The organism is Bacteroides sp. f07 (assembly GCF_042854785.1).
In the GTDB taxonomy this organism is placed as follows: Bacteria; Bacteroidota; Bacteroidia; order Bacteroidales; family Bacteroidaceae; genus Bacteroides.
In genome coordinates, this window is sequence record NZ_BAABXI010000001.1 from 1,913,754 (window position 1) to 1,936,079 (window position 22,326).

General features: G+C 42.9%; 24 protein-coding genes and 2 tRNA genes. 9 read left to right on the forward strand and 17 right to left on the reverse strand.

Features of this window, described 5'->3' with window-relative positions; all coding sequences use genetic code 11:
* Positions 1-4: 4 nt before the first annotated feature.
* The gene (locus tag ACGHVY_RS07585) at positions 5-1,099 is read right to left on the reverse strand and encodes a Nif3-like dinuclear metal center hexameric protein (RefSeq protein WP_390598190.1); all 1,095 of its coding nucleotides are present in this window, start codon (positions 1,097-1,099) and stop codon (positions 5-7) included.
* Between the two features lie 108 nt (positions 1,100-1,207).
* Here ACGHVY_RS07585 and ACGHVY_RS07590 point away from each other — a divergent pair, with 108 nt between their 5' ends.
* Complete coding sequence (locus ACGHVY_RS07590; RefSeq protein WP_390598192.1) at positions 1,208-1,621, forward strand: DUF4891 domain-containing protein; 414 nt, start codon at positions 1,208-1,210, stop codon at positions 1,619-1,621.
* A gap of 380 nt (positions 1,622-2,001) precedes the next feature.
* On the opposite strand, the gene tnpC is transcribed toward ACGHVY_RS07590, so the two are convergent.
* The 6 genes from tnpC to ACGHVY_RS07620 form a co-directional block, all read right to left on the reverse strand.
* Positions 2,002-3,591, reverse strand: coding sequence for an IS66 family transposase (gene tnpC / locus ACGHVY_RS07595; protein WP_195473342.1), 1,590 nt, complete (start codon positions 3,589-3,591; stop codon positions 2,002-2,004).
* 73 nt (positions 3,592-3,664) lie between these two features.
* Positions 3,665-4,033 (reverse strand): IS66 family insertion sequence element accessory protein TnpB, encoded by a 369-nt coding sequence (gene tnpB / locus ACGHVY_RS07600; protein WP_167511782.1) that lies wholly within the window; start codon positions 4,031-4,033, stop codon positions 3,665-3,667.
* Entirely contained in the window at positions 4,017-4,349 is a 333-nt protein-coding gene (gene tnpA, locus ACGHVY_RS07605; RefSeq protein ID WP_390597428.1) for an IS66 family insertion sequence element accessory protein TnpA, read from the reverse strand. Before tnpA ends, tnpB begins: the two co-directional genes overlap by 17 nt.
* A 120-nt stretch (positions 4,350-4,469) precedes the next feature.
* A complete protein-coding gene (locus ACGHVY_RS07610) occupies positions 4,470-4,748 on the reverse strand; it encodes a hypothetical protein (protein ID WP_308747069.1) in 279 nt (92 codons plus the stop codon).
* Complete coding sequence (locus tag ACGHVY_RS07615; RefSeq protein ID WP_308747070.1) at positions 4,745-5,539, reverse strand: ABC transporter permease; 795 nt, start codon at positions 5,537-5,539, stop codon at positions 4,745-4,747. Before ACGHVY_RS07615 ends, ACGHVY_RS07610 begins: the two co-directional genes overlap by 4 nt.
* Before the next feature lie 33 nt (positions 5,540-5,572).
* A complete protein-coding gene (locus tag ACGHVY_RS07620; RefSeq protein ID WP_390598194.1) occupies positions 5,573-6,193 on the reverse strand; it encodes an ATP-binding cassette domain-containing protein in 621 nt (206 codons plus the stop codon).
* 86 nt (positions 6,194-6,279) lie between these two features.
* Here ACGHVY_RS07620 and ACGHVY_RS07625 point away from each other — a divergent pair, with 86 nt between their 5' ends.
* Genes ACGHVY_RS07625 through ACGHVY_RS07635 form a run of 3 tightly spaced genes read left to right on the forward strand, consistent with a single transcriptional unit; the run spans position 6,280 to position 8,910 of the window.
* Positions 6,280-6,822 (forward strand): DUF2148 domain-containing protein, encoded by a 543-nt coding sequence (locus ACGHVY_RS07625; RefSeq protein WP_308747072.1) that lies wholly within the window; start codon positions 6,280-6,282, stop codon positions 6,820-6,822.
* Between the two features lie 58 nt (positions 6,823-6,880).
* A complete protein-coding gene (locus ACGHVY_RS07630) occupies positions 6,881-7,996 on the forward strand; it encodes an agmatine deiminase family protein (protein WP_390598196.1) in 1,116 nt (371 codons plus the stop codon).
* 29 nt (positions 7,997-8,025) lie between these two features.
* Positions 8,026-8,910 carry a carbon-nitrogen hydrolase gene (locus tag ACGHVY_RS07635; RefSeq protein ID WP_308747074.1) on the forward strand — a complete coding sequence of 295 codons (885 nt, stop codon included), beginning with the start codon at positions 8,026-8,028 and terminating at the stop codon, positions 8,908-8,910.
* A gap of 94 nt (positions 8,911-9,004) precedes the next feature.
* Here ACGHVY_RS07635 and ACGHVY_RS07640 read toward each other — a convergent pair whose 3' ends face one another.
* The 3 genes from ACGHVY_RS07640 to ACGHVY_RS07650 all read right to left on the reverse strand — a co-directional run bounded on the left by ACGHVY_RS07640 (position 9,005) and on the right by ACGHVY_RS07650 (position 12,289).
* On the reverse strand, positions 9,005-9,394 hold the full coding sequence (locus ACGHVY_RS07640; protein ID WP_390598198.1) for a GtrA family protein: 390 nt from the start codon (positions 9,392-9,394) through the stop codon (positions 9,005-9,007).
* Positions 9,391-11,154, reverse strand: coding sequence for an aspartate--tRNA ligase (gene aspS / locus ACGHVY_RS07645; RefSeq protein ID WP_390598200.1), 1,764 nt, complete (start codon positions 11,152-11,154; stop codon positions 9,391-9,393). The genes ACGHVY_RS07640 and aspS overlap by 4 nt, the downstream gene beginning before the upstream one ends.
* A 109-nt stretch (positions 11,155-11,263) precedes the next feature.
* Positions 11,264-12,289 carry a diacylglycerol kinase family lipid kinase gene (locus ACGHVY_RS07650; protein ID WP_308747077.1) on the reverse strand — a complete coding sequence of 342 codons (1,026 nt, stop codon included), beginning with the start codon at positions 12,287-12,289 and terminating at the stop codon, positions 11,264-11,266.
* 221 nt (positions 12,290-12,510) lie between these two features.
* Here ACGHVY_RS07650 and spt point away from each other — a divergent pair, with 221 nt between their 5' ends.
* Entirely contained in the window at positions 12,511-13,695 is a 1,185-nt protein-coding gene (gene spt / locus ACGHVY_RS07655) for a serine palmitoyltransferase (RefSeq protein ID WP_308747078.1), read from the forward strand.
* 93 nt (positions 13,696-13,788) lie between these two features.
* Here the strand turns inward: spt and ACGHVY_RS07660 are convergent, their stop codons facing one another.
* The 6 genes from ACGHVY_RS07660 to ACGHVY_RS07685 form a co-directional block, all read right to left on the reverse strand.
* Entirely contained in the window at positions 13,789-14,145 is a 357-nt protein-coding gene (locus ACGHVY_RS07660; protein ID WP_308747079.1) for a lipocalin family protein, read from the reverse strand.
* 25 nt (positions 14,146-14,170) lie between these two features.
* Positions 14,171-14,542, reverse strand: a complete 372-nt coding sequence (locus ACGHVY_RS07665; RefSeq protein ID WP_390598202.1) for a hypothetical protein — start codon at positions 14,540-14,542, stop codon at positions 14,171-14,173.
* 102 nt (positions 14,543-14,644) lie between these two features.
* A complete protein-coding gene (locus ACGHVY_RS07670) occupies positions 14,645-15,016 on the reverse strand; it encodes an ABC transporter permease (RefSeq protein ID WP_390599660.1) in 372 nt (123 codons plus the stop codon).
* A 188-nt stretch (positions 15,017-15,204) separates the two neighbouring features.
* A tRNA-Pro gene (locus tag ACGHVY_RS07675) sits at positions 15,205-15,279 on the reverse strand.
* A gap of 35 nt (positions 15,280-15,314) precedes the next feature.
* Positions 15,315-15,389: transfer RNA gene (locus ACGHVY_RS07680), tRNA-Pro, on the reverse strand.
* Between the two features lie 93 nt (positions 15,390-15,482).
* Positions 15,483-16,256, reverse strand: a complete 774-nt coding sequence (locus ACGHVY_RS07685; RefSeq protein WP_390598204.1) for a class I SAM-dependent methyltransferase — start codon at positions 16,254-16,256, stop codon at positions 15,483-15,485.
* Between the two features lie 150 nt (positions 16,257-16,406).
* Between ACGHVY_RS07685 and ACGHVY_RS07690 the strand changes: the two genes are divergently transcribed.
* Entirely contained in the window at positions 16,407-16,601 is a 195-nt protein-coding gene (locus tag ACGHVY_RS07690) for a hypothetical protein (protein WP_308747295.1), read from the forward strand.
* Positions 16,602-16,637: 36 nt separating this feature from the next.
* On the opposite strand, the gene ACGHVY_RS07695 is transcribed toward ACGHVY_RS07690, so the two are convergent.
* On the reverse strand, positions 16,638-17,348 hold the full coding sequence (locus ACGHVY_RS07695) for a tRNA1(Val) (adenine(37)-N6)-methyltransferase (RefSeq protein ID WP_390598206.1): 711 nt from the start codon (positions 17,346-17,348) through the stop codon (positions 16,638-16,640).
* Between the two features lie 217 nt (positions 17,349-17,565).
* On the opposite strand from ACGHVY_RS07695, the gene lon reads away from it, so the two are divergent.
* The 3 genes from lon to ACGHVY_RS07710 are packed head-to-tail and all read left to right on the forward strand — an operon-like array spanning position 17,566 to position 22,262.
* Positions 17,566-20,034: an endopeptidase La gene (lon, locus tag ACGHVY_RS07700; protein WP_390598208.1), complete on the forward strand. Its 2,469-nt coding sequence runs from the start codon at positions 17,566-17,568 to the stop codon at positions 20,032-20,034.
* A complete protein-coding gene (tgt, locus tag ACGHVY_RS07705) occupies positions 20,031-21,161 on the forward strand; it encodes a tRNA guanosine(34) transglycosylase Tgt (protein ID WP_390598209.1) in 1,131 nt (376 codons plus the stop codon). Before lon ends, tgt begins: the two co-directional genes overlap by 4 nt.
* Positions 21,162-21,164: 3 nt before the next feature.
* Entirely contained in the window at positions 21,165-22,262 is a 1,098-nt protein-coding gene (locus ACGHVY_RS07710) for an LptF/LptG family permease (protein ID WP_390598211.1), read from the forward strand.
* Positions 22,263-22,326 lie beyond the last annotated feature (64 nt).

A 22,326-nucleotide genomic window follows, 5' to 3' on the forward strand; every position in this document is an offset into this window, starting at 1 on the left:
TTACTTATAAATATTTTATGGGATTCGTATTTATTTTACTCAATTGGAGCGCAAAATTAGGAAATAAATCCCGGATTATAGAATAAAAAATCTCTTTTGTATATTGTTCGCTTTCGTAATGACCGATTTCTGCCATCAGGATATCTTCTTCATGGCCGAAATAATCATGATATTTAATTTCACCCGTAATAAAAACATCCGCACCTGTCCGGATTGCCTGCGGAAGCAGGAAAGCCCCGGCACCGCCACATAATGCCACCTTCTGTATTTCTCTGCCTGTCAATTTGTTATGACGCACACAACCTACTTCAAAGGTTTTCTTGATGCGTTTCAGAAATCCGAGTTCCGTTTCCGGTTCGTCCAGCTCGCCTACAATTCCCGAACCTGCCTGTGTCCAGTCATTCTGCAACGGATACAAGTCGAATGCCGGTTCCTCATACGGGTGTACAGACAGTAATGTCTTGACAACTTCCACCTTCTTATATATAGGAAGAATGGTTTCGATTCTCACTTCATCTTCACGGTGCAGTTCTCCGACAGTTCCACAGAAAGGATGTGCTCCTTCGTTCGCCCGGAAAGTTCCCTCTCCTTTCAGATTATAACTGCATGAATCATAGTTACCTATGCTTCCGCATCCGGCTGCAAACAATGCTTCGCGTACAGCGTCTGCCTGTGCATTAGGAACAAAAGTCACTAATTTGACCAAGCTGTTCTCTTTCGGCTCGAGCACTTTCAAGTTCTTCAATCCTATTTTTTCGGCTATCTTATAGTTGACTCCACCCTGGGCATTATCAAGATTGGTATGTGCCGAATAAATTACAATATCATTCTTTATTGCTTTCAATATGCAGCGTTCCACATAATCCTTGCCTGTGATGGATTTATAACCTTTAAAAATGAGCGGATGATGCGATATAACGAGGTTGTACCCTAGCGCGATAGCTTCATCCAACACAGCTTCGGTAACGTCAAGACACAACAAAGCCCCTGTTGCTTCCGCTTCTGTCAATCCGATTTGCAGGCCGGCATTATCAAATCCGTCTTGCAATGGCAGAGGCGCGAATCGTTCAAGGGCGCTTACTATTTCCTTAATTTTCATTATTGGTAGAAAATTTGGTTGCAAAGATAAGAAAATAAAAGGGAACAACCGCTCATTGTCCCGCTTTTTTTAGTAAATTTGTCGCATATACTATAACAATTGAATACGATGAAAGCTATCCTGCCCTATTTTCTACTAGCCATCCTAATCGTCTCCTGTCAATCAAGAGCGAATAAAAACGGTGAGAAACAAGTTGCCGAAGGTATAAGCAACAATAACACGGAAGAGTGTATTGTGGATACAGTAAAAGCCACTGCTATCTTTTGGATAGACAAAACTGAGACGAAACACTGTAAGGAATGGGGCTTTCGCACCATTAAAGCAAAAGTGCTTGTCCATCAAAACGGAAAGGTTGATCTACAAGCCTTTGTCAAGAAGCAATCGCCGGACTTGGAGAAGTATATACGTCACCATCTCTCTAAATTTCAAGTCTCGGAGAAAATGCTGGAAGGCGGATATGTGCAACCGGGAGAACAGTTCGTACAGCTTCGTTGCTTGTATGAAAAACTCAAAGGAAAGTAAGTTGCCAGCGTTTCCTGCCATGGGAACTAGAGTTTCCCTAGTAGGAAACGCCAGTTTCCATAGATAGAAACTCCAGTTTCTCACCGCGGAAACTGGAGTTCCCAGCCTGGAAACGGGCGTTCCCGCGCAGGATACCGGCTCTTCGGATATAGCTCATGAACTTTATATCCGGTGAAAAGAAACTTTTATTTATACTGTGCCATCGGTATGTGTTGCAGATACCTTTATCTGCAACCTATCTGCAACAGTATCTGCAACGCTGTAAGCTATTATATGACAGAGTGTTATCTCTGTTTTGTTGTAAGCATCCGATAAAGTACACTATAAAAAATGGCTGTATCTCCTTTCCTGGTAAGCAGCCATCTATCGTTGTATCTCCATCATTCTTTATTCTTTTCCTTCCATTTGTGTGGCAACATTTGTAGCAGTTCCTCATAATTTGCCTTCTGCATATATGGCATTCTTGCTATAACGTCATTCAGATAAGTGCGCGGATTTACTTTATGCGCTTTGCACGTAGCCAGTAACGAACAGACGACACTCATGCTGACGGCCGCCTGATGGTCTCCACAGAACAAGTAGTTCTTTCTACCCAATGTGATTGGTCGGATGGCATTTTCCGCCAGATTGTTATCAATATGGATACGTCCATCCTGCAGATACCTCATCATATTCTCCCAGCGGGTATAGGCATAGGTTATCGCCTTTCCGGTCAGGCTGTTTGGGCTGTATTTTATCCCTTCTGTTTCCATCCATAGCTTCAAGGCATCCATAATAGGTCCAGCAAGTTCCTGACGTTTTCCCATTCGTTCATTTTCTGTAAGCTGCTTCTGGTCACAGTCATGTTCTATGCGATATAGAAGCTGTATTTCTTTTAAGGCATGTTCCGCCATCTGCCTGTTTTCAGCAAGTGCCTGCTCAAAATACCTGCGTATATGAGCCATGCAGTTAACAAGGCGCACATTCGGGTTGACCTTGAAAGCCGATTCGTAACCCTCAAAGCCGTCACATTGAAAATAACCCTTGAAGTTTTTAGCCAGTTGCCCTATCACCGTACCTGACCGTGATCCTTTGTCATAATGGAAAAGCACCAGTCGTTCGACTACTGCCCTGACCATCCACAAGTATTCCTTGTTGGTCTGATGTCCTGCCTTGTCCAGTACAGGTACGGTCGTTTCATCCCCCTGTATGTAGTCGGATTTCATGATTTCCTGCCTGAGTACCTCGTAAAGTGGCTTGAGAAGTTCAACCGCAGGCTTGAACCATCCGTCTATGGTACTTTCACTAGCTTTGAAGCCCAGGTGATGCAACTGTTTCACCTGGCGGTAGAAGGGAAGATGATACTCATATTTCTGCAGGAGTATCTCCGCCAAAAGTGTAGGTCCCGCTATTCCTTTGTATATAGGCAACAGCGGCATGGCGGCTATCTCCACTCCTTTTCTGCCGACCGGTGGAAGTGAAGTGTTGTCTTTAAGGGCATATTTGGGCCGTACAATCTCCTTTATATAAAGTTGTCCGGGCTTATGTTCCACCACACGGGTCACTTCCTCACCAATCTTCCTGTACAGTTCCAGGTCAATGTCTTCCGGCTCGATGATTACCCTTTCAAGTACGGGAAGACCTTCCATTATCCTGCGGTTATTCCGTTCCCGTTTCTTGCTCTCCACCGTTTCTTTTGTGATTGTCTGCACCGCTACTTCACGCGCTTTTTCCAGTTCAGCCGCGTTATCAGGAAGAAAGTCACCGAACAGGTCAGGCTGGTTGGAATCAAGAGACGGGAGTTTCTCTGACTTGTGACCGAAAAGCTGGCGGTTCAGCCATGCGACTTGAGCCGTCAGCTCATTGAGACGGTTCTGTAAGGATTCATTCTGCCGGGTAAGCCTGATAATGGTCTCAGCCTGGGATGCGTTCACCTGCTGCAGGGACTGCAGCATTGAGTTCATCTGTGAAAGCATCTCTTCCTGAGTCATAATCCGTTTCTTTTAATTACACTATAAATGTACAAAATATATCCCGGACAGACAAGGAATACGACATCTATTTTTATACAGTATATACATTTCGTTCCGCCCTCAGACGTCTCAAACGCTGCCCGGGAGATTCACGGATTCCTTCCACCATAATGACAAGATCGCGCCATTCCATCGGATAGCTGCGCGATTTCTCGTCATATTCGGGAATCTTGAAATGACCGGCTTCAAGGCGCTTGACATACATCACCAGACCGCCATCCTCGGCATGGAGAAGCTTCATCAATTTACGGCTGCTGCCAATGAAGATGAATACATCACCGTTCCTGACACTGCAGCCCATACGCTCGTGTACCACACCGCAGAGAGAACTGATACCCTTGCGCATATCAGTCCTGCCGGGGCAGAGAAAATACCGCATCGTATCATTCAGGCAGAACATGGCAACAGGCGTATTGGTTAATCAAACGGGAAGCGGCCTCTTCCATACCGGCACCCAAATGGGCACGGACACCATTAGGAAACAACAGGGTCATTCCGGAAACAGAAGAGGAGGAAGCAATACAGGGGGACTTCAGGCTGATGGGGGTTAAGACTGATTGGGGAGCAGATGTCTCGTGATCGGGAACACTGGAAGATTTACGTTTCCAATAATTGTACGTGGAGTAACTGACATGTTCACGTTGCAGAAATTTCAGAAGATTCAGACCGCTTAAACGATGCAGTTCCTGTAAAGAGGTAAATTGTTCTTTTGTCATAATGAAAATATGTTAGAAGTTCATGCAATATTGCACAGGCAAAGGTGCTATGAAAATATGATAGAGAAAACGGGTATTTTATCGGATGCTTACGTTTTGTTGCAGATGGCAGATCTTTTTTTATTTACCAAACTTTATAGAGGTTTTATTCTTGAGGGCATACCGTTCATCGACTACTCTGTCCGTAGGGAAAAAAGTGAAAATCAATCGCCATTCTCCTTCCCGATAGATAAATTTACGACCGCTTGCACCTTGAAGAATCGCCTTGTGCTTTTCCCGTAAAAAGGCTTCAAGATGTTCGGGCATCCCGCTACCCAATGCCGCAAATTCCACTGTAATAAAGAAATGCGGTATGGATATCCCGGCAACTTCCTGGAATATATGATCGATTATAGTCATTTCTTTGTTTCTTTCGATATTTCCAGGAGCTTCCCATATGCATCAAATGATTTTCGCGAGGCCAATGAAATGGTTATCATCAACGATAGCATGGATGCAGCGAATGTAATCACCATTATCATCATCTGATATTTAATGGCAACATTCGGAGTACTTCCGCCTAGAATCTGCCCAATCATTGTCCCCGGAAAAGCTACCAGTCCCATTACCGCAATATTGGCTATCAACGGACTGAATGATTTAATAATCGCCTGCCGGATAAACGGTGCCTGTGCTTCCTGTCTGGTTGCGCCGTTACCTAATAAATATCTATATAACTGTTGTTCACGTTTCAATCCGCTATAATAAGTATTCAAAGCGATAACATTGCTCGAAAGCATATTCCCCATCAAAATACCGAATATCGGAATAAAGTATTGGGCACTGAAAATATTATCCAGTTGAAGAACGACACCTATAAAATACAACCCCACCACCACGACACTACAAAGAAACCCGACGGAAATCGGAATCAGCAGAATACTGCGTTTTAACTGGGTACGTACCAAAGCCGTTTGTCCGGCTACGAATATCATAATAATCACCCAAAGGAAATTAATCCAGGGATTGTCCCACAAAAAAAGATATTTCAAATACATGCCGATGAAGAACAGTTGGATAATCATCCGCACTGTCCCAATCACGGCAGGTTTCAGTAATCCCGTCTTGAATTTCCATAGATAAAAGAACGGGATGGCAAGCAGAAGCAAGCCTATGGCCAAGTTATAATATGATATGTCAATCGTTCCCACGGTATGTATACTTACAATTCTAGCTGATTCGTGTTATAGTTCTATTACATAATGACATCCCGACGCAAAATCCTTGTCGTGAGACACTGCAAGTACGGCTGCTCCTTTTTCCGCCTGTCGCTGAAAAAAAGACACCACTTTATCTGTCGATCCGGCATCCAGTGCAGAGGTCGGTTCATCTATGATAATGAGAGGTTTATCAAGCATCGCAGCCACTGCAAGCATAATGCGTTGCCGCTGTCCGCCCGAAACCTCATTTACTCTTTTTGTATATAATTCATGTTCCAGTCCCAATTCGTCAAAGCAAGCGAAAAGCCTTTCTTCCGAGAAAGGAACCGAACGATTCACTTTCAACTCGAACGGCAGGGCAACCATCTCTTTCACCCATTCAAATGGCAATGCTAATTCTTGCGGAATCCACGCAATCTGACGCCGGACACTATCAATGGTGGATATGCCAAGTAATATTTCCCCCACTCGAATAGTCCCTTCTTTCAATGGTACGAATCCCATCACTGCATTCAGCAACGATGTTTTTCCGCAACCGGATTGTCCTACGATGCAGGCTGTTTCTCCCCGTTCCAGTTTCAGGTTGAAACCGGAGAAAAGCACTTCTGTCCCAAAGGTTATGCAGGCGTTATTGATATGTAACATGACGTTTTGAATTCTTTCTTTCCGGCAAAGGTACTATTTTCTTGAAAAACGTTATCTTTGCCCGACTAATTAATTCAAGAAAAGTTATGATACTGAACGAAAGAGACGCTCGCCATGAGCATATATTGCAGGTGGCACGTCAAATGATGACTGCCGCACGCACTGCTCCCAAGGGAAAAGGGATAGACATTATCGAAATGGTTTTAATCACTGACGAAGAGATTAAGCTATTGTCGGACACGATGGTAGCGATGGTGGAAGAACATGGAATGAAGTTTTTTCTACGTGATGCCGACAACATACTAAATGCCGAATGCGTTATATTAATAGGAACGCGCGAGCAAGCGCAGGGATTGAATTGCGGTCACTGCGGATTCGCAACTTGCGCCGGACGTACAGAAGGTGTCCCTTGCGCACTAAACAGCATTGATGTAGGTATCGCCATAGGTTCAGCCTGTGCCACGGCTGCCGATTTGCGTGTAGACACACGTGTGATGTTCTCTGCCGGACTGGCAGCCCAACGCCTGAACTGGCTGAAAGACTGCAAAATGGTAATGGCGATTCCGGTCAGCGCATCTTCCAAAAATCCGTTCTTCGACCGGAAGCCGAAACAGGAGAATAAAGATTAATACCGGTTGCCGGCGAATGAATAAACCGATTATATAAATAACTAAATAGAATAGTCTGATGGGAATTATGGTTGGACTGCCTAGTCCTAGTGGCTCGGAGAAAGATTTGCAATTGAATTTCGGTAAGAACATGACCGTACAAGTAGAAATGAGAGCTCCTCATTTGCCTGCCGAATGGCATATGCAAAGCGGCATACAATTGACATGGCCGCATGCCGGCACAGACTGGGCATATATGCTGGCAGAAGTACAAGAATGTTTCGTCAAGATAGCCAAAGAGATAGCGGAACGTGAGTTATTATTGATTGTCACTCCCGAACCTGAAGAAGTAAAGAAGCAGATAAGCGCTGTTGTCAATATGGATAACGTCCGCTTTCTGAAATGCGCTACCAATGACACATGGGCACGTGACCACGGAGCTATCACCATGATAGATACCGGTAATCCCTCGCTGCTTGATTTTACATTCAATGGCTGGGGATTGAAATTTGCATCCGAACTTGATGACAAAATCACTAAAAAAGCCGTAGAAGCCGGAGCCTTGAAGGGACAGTACATAGACTGCCTGGACTTTGTCCTTGAAGGCGGTTCCATAGAAAGCGATGGAATGGGAACTCTACTTACCACTTCCGAATGCCTGCTTTCTCCCAAGCGGAACGGAAAACTGAACCAGGTAGAGATAGAAGAATATCTGAAATCGACCTTCCATCTGCAAAAAGTTCTTTGGCTGGACCATGGCTATCTGGCGGGTGATGATACTGATAGTCATATTGACACTTTAGCACGTTTCTGTTCCACAGATACCATTGCTTACGTGAAGTGCACGGACGAAGCGGACGAACATTACGAAGCACTGCTTGCCATGGAAGAACAACTGAAAACATTCCGTACATTGGCAGGAGAGCCTTACCGGCTATTGGCCTTGCCCATGGCGGACAAGATAGAAGCAGATGGCGAGCGTCTGCCTGCCACATACGCTAATTTCCTGATTCTGAATGAGGCTGTCCTCTACCCGACTTATAATCAGCCGGAAAATGACAGGAGAGCCGGAGAAGTATTGCAACAAGCGTTTCCAAAACATCAAATAATCGGAATAGATTGTCGCGCTTTAATCAAGCAACATGGCTCTCTGCACTGCGTTACCATGCAATATCCGATGGGAGTTCTAAAATAATTAGGCATATTAAAAATAAATTATTCATCATGAGAAAGATAAAAGTCGGACTTATCCAACAATCCAACACTTCTGATATTCGGGTAAACCTGATGAACCTCGCTAAAAGCATAGAGGCTTGTGCCGCACATGGCGCGCAACTGATTGTGCTTCAAGAGTTACATAATTCACTTTATTTCTGCCAGACAGAAAACACAAACCTGTTCGACCTAGCCGAACCTATCCCCGGCCCTTCCACCGGATTCTATTCAGAACTGGCGGCAGCCAACAGAGTTGTTCTTGTGACCTCTCTTTTCGAGAAGCGTGCGCCCGGACTTTATCATAATACTGCCGTCGTTTTCGACCGCGACGGGAGCATTGCCGGCAAATACCGGAAAATGCATATTCCTGATGATCCCGCTTATTACGAGAAATTCTATTTTACTCCCGGAGATATAGGCTTTGAACCTATTCAGACCTCTTTGGGAAAGTTGGGCGTATTGGTATGCTGGGATCAATGGTATCCGGAAGCTGCCCGTTTAATGGCGCTAAAAGGTGCTGAACTATTAATCTACCCTACCGCCATCGGCTGGGAAAGCAGTGATACGGACGACGAGAAAGCACGCCAGCTCAATGCCTGGATTATCTCACAACGTGCCCATGCCGTTGCAAACGGACTCCCCGTCATCTCAGTCAACCGTGTAGGACACGAACCTGACCCGTCAGGACAAACCAATGGTATTTTATTTTGGGGAAACAGTTTCGTAGCAGGTCCGCAAGGGGAATTCCTGGCGCAAGCCGGAAACAACCGGCCGGAAAATATAGTAGTGGAGATTGACATGGAACGCTCGGAAAACGTACGCCGCTGGTGGCCGTTCCTGCGCGACCGCCGCATTGATGAATACGAAGGGCTGACTAAACGTTTTTTAGATTAGACTGAAAAGCGTACAGATATAAATAACAGAAAGGGCACAAAGTAAACTATAAATTTACACTCTGTGCCCTTTCTATATACTTTATTATTCTTTCTTATTGAAACGTCAGTTTCTTATTGGTCAGAAAATTTGCACCACCATAGATAAATAAGCCCAGGAATTGTGCCAGATATTCATTTACATCCAGTCCTTCCACCAATAAAATAAGGAATAGAAATTGTGCCGTATAGGCTAGACCGAAAGCAGAGCAAAAGAGCAGTATCTGTTTCCAGAGACTGTTCTTTTTATTTTCTACAGGGAATATCCAATATTTGCACCAGATAAAGTTATGAATCTGAGCGATCAGGTACGCTGTTATATTAGCCACCATATAGTCACCGTTGAATGACATCTCTCTCATCATTAACCATACAACCAATGCCATAATCAGGGCATTCATTGTACCGATTACTATAAAACGGAATATGCGTACAGATTCTTTCACTCTCCTTCTTTGATATCAACAATCAAATTCAGCTCGTCAAGTTGAGTCTGGTCAATTGCGGATGGCGCATCCAACATTACATCACGTCCGGAGTTATTCTTCGGGAATGCGATACAGTCGCGGATAGAATCCAGACCGGCAAATAAGGACACCCAACGATCAAGCCCATATGCCAAACCACCATGAGGAGGTGCACCATATTTAAAGGCATTCATCAGGAAGCCGAACTGTGCCTCTGCCTTCTCAGGAGTAAATCCCAAAATCTCGAACATCTTCGCCTGCAACTGTGCATCGTGGATACGGATAGAACCACCACCTACTTCAACACCGTTGACAACCATATCGTAAGCATCAGCGCGCACTGCTGCCGGATCAGTATCCAACAATGGAATATCTTCTTCCTTCGGATGCGTAAACGGATGATGCATAGCCATCAGGCGGCCTTCTTCTTCGCTCCATTCGAACATCGGGAAGTCGATAACCCAAAGGCAAACGAACTTATTCTTGTCACGCAAGCCTAATTGAGCTCCCATTTCCAAACGGAGTTCACAAAGCTGTTTACGTGTTTTCATCACATCATCGCCGGACAGAATCAGAATCAAGTCACCCGGTTTAGCACCAAATGCTTCCTTCATCTGCTGAAGAACTTCTTGTGTATAGAATTTATCCACACTTGATTTTACTGTACCGTCTGCTTCCACACGGGCATAAACCAACCCTTTTGCACCAATCTGAGGTTTCTTCACAAAGTCAGTCAAGGCATCCAGTTGCTTACGGGTGTAAGTTGCAGCGCCTTCTGCACAGATACCACCCACATAAGCAGCATTGTCGAATACGGAGAATCCGTGTCCTTTCATGATATCCATCAGTTCCACGAACTTCATGTCGAAACGCAAGTCCGGCTTGTCGCTACCATAATATTTCATGGCATCAGCCCAAGCCATACGCTGGAACGGTTCGGTCAGTTCTACCCCACGAAGAGTCTTGAACAGATGTTTTGCCATCCCTTCGAAAGTGGTGATAATATCTTCCTGCTCTACGAAACTCATTTCACAGTCAATCTGTGTAAATTCCGGCTGACGGTCGGCACGCAAATCCTCGTCACGGAAACATTTAGCAATCTGGAAATAGCGGTCGAAACCGGAAACCATCAATAATTGCTTTAAAGTCTGCGGTGACTGCGGAAGTGCATAGAATTGTCCCGGATTCATTCGGGACGGAACAACGAAGTCACGTGCACCTTCCGGGGTAGAACCGATCAGAACCGGTGTTTCTACTTCGATAAACCCAAGGCTGTCGAGATATTTGCGAACTTCGATTGTCATTTTGTGGCGCAGTTCCAAATTGGAGCGGACAGCGTTACGACGTAGATCCAGGTAACGGTATTTCATACGGATATCATCACCGCCATCTGTATTATCTTCGATCGTGAATGGTGGCGTCATAGCAGTGTTCAGTATGTTCAACTCGGAAACGATGATTTCAATATCTCCGGTAGGAATGTTGGCATTCTTACTGAAACGTTCGTTCACTGTTCCTGTGATTTGAATGACAAACTCACGCCCCAATTTATTGGCACGCTCACAAAGTTCTGCATTGATTTCTTCGTTAAAGACTAATTGAGTAATTCCGTAACGGTCGCGAAGGTCAACGAATGTCATCCCTCCCATTTTACGACTACGCTGTACCCAGCCGGACAGCGTTACTTGCTTGTTAGCATCAGAGATTCTCAGTTCTCCACAAGTGTGTGTTCTGAACATATATTTTTTTATTTAAACGATTATCACTCGCGTTTTTATTTTGGCTGAACCAAAACTCCGCAAAAGTACGCAATAATTTGTAATTCGTGATTAGTTATCCGTAATTTTCTCAGACTTTCTTTGTCAGCTTTTTCAATATTTTCTTGTTTCTGTCTGTTATATTGTCAACAATGGCTTCATTCATCAGTTTGATGCCATTCATATACTCTTGCGCTCTTTGAAGCACATTTGCCGCATCTTTTTCTGCAGCACGCGGCACTACTACACGCAATCCTCTTTGAATTAACTCAATATTTACATCGGCGTCCGTCTCCATGGGGTCACCGTCGAAATGCACCACGCCCGGAGTTGTCCGCCGAATACATAACTTCTTGCAACGGAAGGTCTTGATACGGCTATTCTGGTCGATTGTTTTATTAAATAACTGAAAAGCAAGCGAAGGTACATCCAAAACAGTAAACGGTTCTAATATGGTGACATCCAACAAACCATCCGTCAACGTGGCTTGCGGAGCAATATAAGCATTATTTCCATATTGTGACGCGTTTCCGCAGGCAATAAGAAAAGCCTTATATTTGGACACTCCGTTTTCAGTTTCCAGTTCGTAGGTTTCCGGCTGATACTTAAGACTTTCTTGCAGCGTTTTTTCCAAGTAAGTCAACAATCCCCGTTTACCGGCATGCGCAAATTTCAGACTGACAAAAGCATCAAATCCCACTCCGCAGGTACAGAAGAAATCTGTTCCGTTAATCTTACCATAATCTATTATATCCGTACATCCCGCGTTCAGCACTTCCAATGCTTTTTTCGGTTCCATAGGTATATGCAGATGCCGCGCCAGTCCATTGCCCGACCCACAAGGGATAATGCCCAATGCAGTATCAGTATGTACCAGCGAACGAGCTATTTCGTTGATTGTCCCGTCTCCACCGATAGCCACTGCCACGTCCGCTTTTTCTTTCGCAGCTTGGGCGGCTATCTCTACTGCATGACCGGCTCTCTCTGTATACACTACTTCCCAAGAGTATTTCGTCTTGTCTATTTTCTCATCCAGCAAGTTAAGAATCAATTCTTTACTTTGCGTTCCTGAAATAGGGTTGACGATGAATTTTATTTTTTTCATACTTTCGTTCATGCTATTCTTGTCGATTGTAGACGACAAAAGTAATATAAATATCTTAAATTTTAATCTATTAGAGGTTTCTAATCTCAAGCGAGCAACTTTTTTCTCTTAAAAAGAACAGATGAAAGCAAAAATTGTTATCTTTGCCCCCTGTTTTAAACACTTGTTAAGATAAAAGGATATTAGACCGTCAGCGAATGGTCTGAGTATATGAGTATTATAAATTATAATTCATGGGATTATTACAAGAGAAGTTAGCTAAATACGACCTGCCACAAAAATTTATGGCACAGGGCGTTTACCCATATTTCCGTGAGATAGAAGGAAAACAGGGTACAGAGGTAGAGATGGGCGGACACGAAGTATTGATGTTCGGTTCCAATGCATACACTGGCCTTACGGGAGATGAAAGAGTTATTGAAGCTGGTATTCAAGCCATGCATAAATATGGTTCCGGATGCGCAGGGTCGCGTTTCTTGAATGGTACGCTTGACCTGCATGTCCAACTGGAAAAAGAACTGGCTGCTTTCGTTGGCAAAGATGAAGCTCTGTGTTTCTCTACCGGTTTTACGGTAAATTCCGGAGTTATTCCTGCTTTGACAGACCGTAATGATTATATCATCTGCGATGACCGTGACCACGCATCCATCGTAGACGGCCGTCGTCTCTCTTTCTCCCAACAATTAAAATATAAGCACAACGACATGGCTGATCTGGAAAAGCAACTTCAAAAGTGCAATCCGGACTCAGTGAAGCTAATCATAGTGGACGGTGTGTTCTCTATGGAAGGTGACTTGGCAAACTTGCCCGAAATCGTACGCTTGAAGCATAAATACAATGCTACTATCATGGTGGACGAAGCTCATGGCTTAGGTGTATTCGGTAAACAAGGGCGCGGTGTTTGCGACCATTTCGGTCTGACTCACGAGGTTGACTTGATTATGGGTACTTTCAGTAAATCACTGGCTTCTATCGGTGGCTTTATTGCCGCTGATTCTTCAATCATCAACTGGCTGCGTCACAATGCGCGTACTTATATATTCAGCGCTTCCAATACTCCGGCTGCTACTGCATCTGCTTTGGAAGCTCTCCATATCATCCAAAACGAACCGGAAAGACTTGAGGCTCTATGGGAAGCTACCAACTATGCATTGAAACGTTTCCGTGAAGCCGGTTTTGAAATCGGTGCGACAGAATCACCTATCATTCCTCTTTATGTACGTGATACGGAAAAGACTTTCATGGTTACGAAATTAGCTTTTGATGAAGGTGTGTTCATCAATCCGGTTATTCCGCCGGCATGTGCTCCACAAGATACATTGGTGCGTGTGGCATTGATGGCTACTCATACAAAAGAGCAAATTGACAGTGCTGTAGAAAAGCTGACAAAAGCGTTCAAAGCCTTAGACCTTTTATAATCAGCATTTAGAATCCTAATAAAAAAAGCTATTTTCCTTTATCAAATCAGGAAAATAGCTTTTTTATTTATTAAATAAGGGTATACTCACATATTAATCACATTCTTTCTGTTTCGCATAGCGAATCTCCATTCCGCGATTATTCAAGACTAACGAATCAGCCATCAACTTTTTAATCTCCATTGTATCTATAAACTCAATAGTCTGTCCATTACCAATACTTTTCCCTGACAGAATCAGCTTATCGCCTTCTTGCTTCCAGTTTTCATAAACCAATGTAGCCATATTAACAGAAGATGCAGCACCACCCTCTTCTATCTTAATACCTTGCATTTGTCCTTCCATACCCGGTACAGGCTCTACCCATACACCTACAACTGAAGTAGAGTTACCGCTACATGCAACCAATAATCCCGTCAGCAAAATTGCCGCCAACATTTTCTTTTTCATAATTTCTGCGTTATTGTTAGATTAATTATTTATTCCGGCTTTTCTTTCCTATCACAATTACTTTTTGAGCGGTCGGTATAGTACTTGATCCGGGTTCTTCCTCTTCTTCTATATAATTCACTCTTACCGTATCTCCCAGTTCAAAACCAGCAATATCGTTCGGTTCCTGATCCATTGTACTAATAAAGAGAGTATCTCCTTGCGGAACAATTAGCATAAAGTTATTCATCGAAGCATCTCCCACAACTCCGGTTATTGTTTTTTCTTCTTCTGTTGGAGCAACAGGCAGACTGCCATCAGCCACTATCTCCCGCTCTGCCGCTTGCTTACTTTTTGATTGACATGCACTAAAACCAATCACAACAGCAAACAATAAAAAAACGTTCATTCTATTCATATACATTCTCTTATTTGAAAAAAATTGGAATAGTGCAAAGATAATTTTTTCCAATTGTCTTTTAAAGTAAAAACGGTGAAATCATTGCATTAATTTATAGACTCATTCAGTCTTTATTGTTTCCGAAGGATTGCTTAATGCTGTATGATACCCGTTAAAAACGACAGTGACAAAAGTTACAAACACAAGTATGACAATAGGTATTACAAACACATCTATCCCCCAAATTGCAGGATATACAAATTGTCCTCTCCAATATCTCATTAAAACAAACACTATCGGAACAGCTATCACATAAGCAAATAAGATATAAAGAAAAAATGGGCGGTTCAGCAATAACAGAATTTGCAATGAAGAGGCGCCGTGTACTTTCCGGATGACAATCTCCCTCTTTCGCTGTTCTACTGCATACCAGGTTATTCCAAAAACGCCAAAGAGAGTCAGAAATAAACTGATTATAGCGTGGAAGGCAATCTAATAAGAATATTCGGGTAGAAGTAATAATTTCGCCTGCCGGGAATAAGCTTCTGACAGCGTCCGACAATGGGGAAATAAATTGCAGTCAAACAAAGTGAATCAACCTATCATTTGTATAAAACAAAAAAGCTGAGACATAGTATGCATCAGCTTTTTATTTCTAAATTCCTTACTTAACATTTTCGTCGGGGTAGCGGGATTCGAACCCACGACCCCCTGCTCCCAAAGCAGGTGCGCTAACCGGACTGCGCTACACCCCGAAAAACTTTTAACTGAACTCCCTCTTTCTTTGTAGTCGGGGTAGCGGGATTCGAACCCACGACCCCCTGCTCCCAAAGCAGGTGCGCTAACCGGACTGCGCTACACCCCGCTACTTTTTTTGAAGGGTTGTTCTTTTCAAAAGCGGTGCAAAGATACGGAGTATTTTTTAATTAACAATAACTAAAGGGATGTTTTTTACTTATTATTTCTCAACAACCTGAATTTCACCCGTTTGCATCTCTACTTTTTTCTTTGCAGAAATCAGAAGCATCATGGGACGGCGAAGTTCATCTTTCATTTCCGGAATAGTATCCAACATTACTTCACTCGGTTGTGGCTCTATTAATTCACATATTTCAAATCCGGTTTGAAGAAGACCATTAATATAAGTAGTCAACGTTTTATGATACTTAAAAATTTCCTCACCTAAAAAGACAGCGACACGTTTGCCTTCTGCAAAATAACGATCTACCGGCCAATGAATACGTCTACCTTCCGAGTCATAACACCATTCTTGATTGCCGTAAGCAGTAAATATCGGATGCTCTACTGAAAATACAAACGAGCCTCCTTTAGTAAGACATTTGTTAATCTTTCGACATATATCTACAAAGGACTCAAGATAATGAAAAGTCAACGAACTGATTACAATATCATATGAATTTGGTCGATAATCGAAATCTTCAATAGCCACGCACTTATATTCTATCTGTGGAGAAGGATTTCTTTTCCGAGCTTCTTCCAGCATTTTCTCAGAAATATCAATTCCAGTTACGTGGTTGGCCCCGTGCTTTATTATGTAGATACAATGCCAACCAAATCCGCATCCTAGATCCAATACTCTTTTCCCAGTGAAATCTGGTAACATCTTCTGTAATATATGCCATTCTCCGGCACCTTGCAATCCTTCTACCGAACGAGTCATCTTAGAATATTGATTAAAGAAGCGACTATCATCATATTTATTTTCTTTCATAATCTAAATAATGGGAATTGTTATAGGGACAAAGATATATATTAATGCACTTATTGAGATCAATTAACTGAAAATATATTCTGGTAAAATGAACCATACTCCACTATTTTCTGTTTTCAAAGAAAGTAGGTATTAAAAAAGAAAAGTAATATGAAAACAGAAAAAACAAAAGAGACAAATGAAAAAGAAGTTCATTTGTTAGAACAAAAAGGATATGAAAGAATGGTGAATGAGATAATGCCGGTACAACAAGCGGAAGTTTATCGTAACCCAACCAAGAAAGTAGTGAAAGAAGCTGTAAAAGCACTAAATCCCGATACGAACAGTTTGGGTAGCAGAGGATGAATTCATCCTCTGCTTTTTATGATTCTTCCGGGTTACTCACATATTTAAATAATATTCCCGAGTTAATGCTACATACTCCTTACTATATTGGTGTCGGGCAACTTCCGTTAATAGTTCCTCCACAATGCATTCTTGATTAGCAAAAGAAAAGGTAATCAGAGTGCGTCTAGGGATACCACCGGGCTTGGTTATCACATTTAATTGTCGAACCGCCTGCATTCTCTTCGCAGAAGCTATCATCTTTACTCTATCAGCCACATCCGCCGGGATTACAATCGTGAAAGTTCCATCTTCTGCCAATAATCCGGCCACCCCCGCCAATAAATCTTCATAGGTCAAAGAATCATTATGTCTGGCCGAATTTCTCTGTTGATCCGGACACCCCAATGAATCTATGAAATACGGAGGATTAGAAACAATCACGTCAAATTTGGCCGAAGATTGATATTTCTTAAAATCAACCTGCACTACCTCTATCCGCTCCTTCCAAGAGGAACGAGCAACGTTTTCTCTGGCCTGCCCGGCAGCGGCTTCGTCAATTTCCAAAGCGACAATATTCGCATCCGGCAAACTACGTTGAGCCAACATTAATGCGACCAATCCCGTTCCTGTCCCAACATCCAAAATCCGATGTGCATTCCTGACAGAAGCCCACGCCCCTAAAAGCACTCCGTCTGTACCAACTTTCATAGCACACTTATCATGCCACACCGTAAACTGCTTAAATTGAAAATAAGGATTCGACATTTTATCCGCTTATTTTTAAATCTGTTTTTATTCTACTTTCTTACTGTAAACCGCCAAAAATAAATAATTATTATGGAATACTTCGTTTATCGCCCTATATTTTGGCATTGTTTTTGTGTTTTTATTCCAAACTGTGCTTTATTATTAGAGAGAATCAATTAACTTTGCAAACGATTTATGCATATTTGTATGACATAAACTAAATTAAAACGAAAAGATGAAAGAAAGATACTTATTGGAAGATGTAGGTGATAACAACGGTTTCTCGTTAATTACTGATTATGATGGTAACGATGAGAACGCATTCGATGTAAATATTAAATCTGGTGAAATTCTTCCGGTACTCCCCCTTCGTAATATGGTGTTGTTTCCCGGGGTATTCCTGCCTATCACAGTGGGGCGTAAGTCTTCCCTGAAGCTCATACGCGATGCCGAGAAAAAACATAAAGATATTGCGGTAGTATGTCAGAGATCAGCACATACGGAAGATCCTAAACTGGAAGATTTACATAACATCGGTACTGTGGGTCGTATTGTGCGGGTATTAGAAATGCCCGACCAAACAACAACTGTCATTCTTCAGGGAATGAAACGTTTGAATCTGAAAAGTATTACCGATACCCATCCTTATTTAAAAGGTGAAATTGAACTTTTGGAAGAAGAAGTTCCCAACAACAGCGATAAAGAATTCCAAGCTTTGGTAGAGACATGCAAGGATTTGACATTGCGTTATATCAAATCATCAGATACAATGCATCAGGATTCGGCATTTGCTATCAAGAATATTAATAACTCGATGTTCCTGGTTAACTTCATCTGCTCAAATCTGCCATTCAAGAAAGATGAAAAGATCGATTTGCTGAGCATCAACTCATTGCGTGAACGTACTTACCGCTTATTAGAAATTCTGAACCGTGAAGTACAGTTGGCTGAAATCAAAGCATCCATCCAGATGCGTGCCCGTGAAGACATTGACCAGCAGCAACGTGAATATTTCTTGCAACAACAAATTAAAACTATTCAGGATGAGTTAGGTGGCGGCGGCCAGGAGCAGGAAATAGAAGAAATGCGCCAGAAAGCAGAAAGCATGCGTTGGAATATGGAAGTCAAAGAAACTTTCATGAAGGAACTGGCGAAACTGGAACGTACTCATCCACAATCACCGGACTACAGTGTGCAGCTTAATTATCTGCAAACAATGTTGAACCTCCCGTGGGGCGTTTATACAACTGACAATCTGAATCTCAAAAATGCAGAAAAGACGTTGAATAAAGACCATTACGGATTGGAAAAAGTGAAAGAGCGCATTTTGGAACACTTGGCAGTATTGAAATTGAAGGATGATATGAAATCTCCGATCATCTGTTTATACGGTCCTCCGGGAGTTGGTAAGACATCCCTCGGAAAATCCATTGCGTCTGCACTCAAACGCAAATATGTACGTATGTCCTTAGGCGGCGTACATGATGAAGCAGAAATCCGTGGCCACCGCAAAACATATATAGGCGCTATGCCGGGACGAATCATCAAGAGCCTGATAAAAGCAGGTGCTTCCAATCCGGTATTTATTTTGGATGAAATAGATAAAGTCAGCGCCGACCGCCAGGGAGATCCCTCTTCTGCATTATTGGAAGTCCTCGACCCGGAACAGAATACGGCTTTCCATGACAACTTCCTGGATGTAGATTATGATCTTTCAAAAGTATTGTTTATTGCGACAGCCAATAATTTGAATACAATCCCCGGCCCATTGCTCGACCGTATGGAACTGATTGAGGTAAGCGGATATATCACTGAAGAAAAGGTTGAGATTGCGCGTAAACATTTGGTTCCGAAAGAGCTGGAAGCCAACGGACTTAAAAAAACGGATATCAAACTTCCTAAAGATACGCTGGAAGCCATTATCGAATCATATACCCGTGAGAGTGGCGTTCGTGAACTGGAAAAGAAAATCGGAAAAATTCTCCGCAAATCTGCTCGTCAATACGCAACCGACGGTTATTTTACCAAGACAGAAATCAAACCTGCCGATTTGTATGACTTCCTGGGAGCTCCGGAATATACACGTGACAAATATCAGGGAAATGAATATGCCGGCGTAGTTACCGGATTGGCATGGACGGCTGTAGGCGGTGAGATTCTTTTCGTTGAAACCAGTCTGAGTCGTGGCAAAGGCGGACGCCTTACCTTGACCGGTAACTTGGGAGATGTTATGAAAGAGTCTGCCATGCTGGCACTTGAATATATCAAAGCTCATGCTTCCATCCTAAATTTGAATGAAGAGATCTTTGACAACTGGAATATTCATATCCATGTACCCGAAGGAGCAATCCCCAAAGACGGCCCATCCGCAGGTATCACTATGGCTACTTCTTTGGCATCTGCGTTGACTCAACGAAAAGTGAAGGCCAATCTTGCCATGACAGGAGAAATCACACTTCGCGGCAAAGTACTTCCGGTCGGCGGCATCAAGGAGAAGATTCTAGCTGCCAAACGCGCCGGAATCAAAGAAATCATCATGAGTGCCGAAAACAAAAAGAACATAGATGAAATTCAGGATCTCTATTTGAAGGGATTGACTTTCCACTATGTAAACGACATAAAAGAAGTATTCGCCATCGCACTGACAAATGAAAAAGTTGCGGATGCCATCGATTTATCTGTAAAGAAAACCAGCCAGGAATGACATTTGACTTACAATATACAGACACCAAAAGTAATGCCCGTGCCGGTCTGATAACAACAGACCACGGGCAGATACAGACACCGATTTTCATGCCGGTAGGCACATTGGGCACTGTCAAGGGAGTACATCTGACAGAACTGAAAGAAGATATTCAGGCACAGATTATTCTGGGCAACACCTATCATCTCTATTTGCGCCCGGGACTGGACGTAATTGAGAAAGCAGGCGGCCTGCATCGCTTCAACGGTTTCGACCGTCCCATGCTGACTGACAGTGGCGGATTTCAAGTCTTCTCATTAGCCGGAATCCGGAAACTCCGTGAAGAAGGTGCCGAATTCCGTTCACACATTGACGGCAGTAAGCATATTTTCACCCCGGAAAAGGTGATGGATATAGAACGTACAATTGGTGCTGACATTATGATGGCCTTTGACGAATGCCCGCCGGGAGACTCGGATTATGCATATGCCAAAAAGTCATTGGGGTTGACACACAGATGGCTTGACCGCTGTATAAAACGTTTCAATGAAACTGAACCTAAATATGGTTACAACCAATCGCTTTTCCCAATCGTTCAAGGGTGCGTTTATACCGACTTGCGCAAGCAATCAGCCGAATTTGTAGCTTCTAAAGGTGCCGACGGCAATGCCATCGGCGGGTTGGCGGTAGGTGAGCCGGTCGATAAAATGTATGAAATGATAGAGGTTGTCAATGAGATTCTTCCCAAAGACAAACCTCGCTATCTGATGGGAGTCGGCACCCCCGTCAATATCCTTGAAGGAATCGAACGTGGAGTGGATATGTTCGACTGTGTAATGCCTACCCGGAACGGACGAAATGGCATGCTGTTCACCAAGGACGGCATCATCAATATGCGAAACAAAAAATGGGAAACGGACTTCTCTCCTATCGAAGCAGACGGTGCTTCTTGTGTAGACACATTATACAGCAAGGCCTATTTACGTCATCTTTTCCATGCGCAAGAACTATTGGCTATGCAAATCGCCTCTATACACAATCTGGCCTTCTATCTGTGGCTGGTAGGTGAAGCACGGAAACACATCATTGCAGGAGATTTCTCGACCTGGAAACCAATGATGGTCAAAAGAGTATCAACTAGACTATAAAGAATGAAAAGCAATCGATTTATAAAACGGCTGGACTGGTATATCATCAAGAAATTCTTGGGGACATACGTATTTGCTATTGCATTAATCATTTCTATCGCAGTGGTATTCGATTTCAACGAGAAGATGGACAAATTGATGGAACATGAAGCCCCATGGAGTAAAATCATTCTTGAATACTACATGAACTTTATCCCCTATTTTTCCAACCTGTTCAGTCCGTTGTTTGTATTTATTGCTGTTATTTTCTTTACTTCCAAACTTGCGGAGAATTCTGAAATCATCGCCATGTTCTCCACTGGTATGAGTTTCAAGAGAATGATGCGTCCTTACATGATTTCTGCTGCCATCATTGCATTGACAACATTCATGCTTAGCTCGTATGTAATACCCAAAGGAAGCGTGACACGACTAAACTTTGAGGACAGGTATATCAAACCCAAGAAACAGAATACAGCACGCAACGTACAGTTAGAAGTTGATAATGGAGTCATCGCATATATAGACAACTATAACAATGCGATGAAAACAGGAAACCGTTTTTCTTTGGATAAGTTTGTTGATAAAAAACTTGTTTCCCACTTGACCGCACGCCGCATTACTTATGACACGACTACCGTTCATAAATGGACTATCCATGATTATATGATACGCGAGTTGGACGGTCTAAAAGAAAAAATCACCAAGGGAGACCGGATTGATTCTATCATCAATATGGAACCTTCCGACTTCCTCATCATGAAGAATCAGCAGGAAATGTTGACCAGCCCTCAATTAAGTGACTACATTGAGAAACAAAAGCGAAGAGGATTTGCCAATATCAAAGAATTTGAGATTGAATATCACAAACGAATTGCCATGTCATTCGCCTCTTTCATTCTGACAATAATCGGAGTATCCCTTTCGTCGCGAAAAACGAAAGGCGGTATGGGACTTCATTTGGGCATCGGATTAGGGTTGAGTTTCTCTTACATCCTGTTCCAAACCATTACTTCCACCTTTGCCGTCAATGGAAACGTACCTCCTGCCATTGCTGTCTGGATTCCGAACATCCTTTATGCAGGTATCGCATTCTTCTTGTACCAGAAAGCACCTAAATAAGAAAAGATATATATAAAATAGAAAAACCGCCTATCTTGCTTAAAACAAGTATAGGCGGATTTTT